The following is a 284-nucleotide window of genomic DNA, read 5'->3' as shown; positions in this document are numbered from 1 at the left end:
GTGCCGCTCAAAATCATTGAAGAATTTGCGAACACATTAACATTGGGATTGCGTCTTTACGGTAATATTTTCGCCGGCGAAATTCTGCTCGGCCTTCTTGCCGGACTGGCAACCAACTTCTATTCTCAAAGCATTTTCCTGGGGCTGGTTGGAACCATTGGAGCGGTTGTGCCGATGATCGTATGGCAGGCGTTCAGCTTGTTCGTAGGTACAATCCAGGCATTCATCTTCACGATGTTAACAATGGTTTACATGTCTCACAAAGTAAGTCATGAACACTAAAA

1 protein-coding gene is annotated in these 284 nt (G+C 45.1%); it reads left to right on the top strand.

What is annotated here, in order from left to right; all coding sequences use genetic code 11:
* A partial coding sequence (locus tag CH339_RS25565) for a F0F1 ATP synthase subunit A (protein WP_170138636.1) occupies positions 1-282 on the top strand: 282 nt, incomplete at its 5' end.
* Between the last annotated feature and the right edge of the window lie 2 nt (positions 283-284).

The organism is Rhodobium orientis (assembly GCF_003258835.1).
GTDB classification, from domain to species: Bacteria; Pseudomonadota; Alphaproteobacteria; order Rhizobiales; family Rhodobiaceae; genus Rhodobium; species Rhodobium orientis.
The sequence above is the reverse complement of the archived record's forward strand: the minus strand, read 5'-3'. Positions and strand labels throughout refer to the sequence as shown.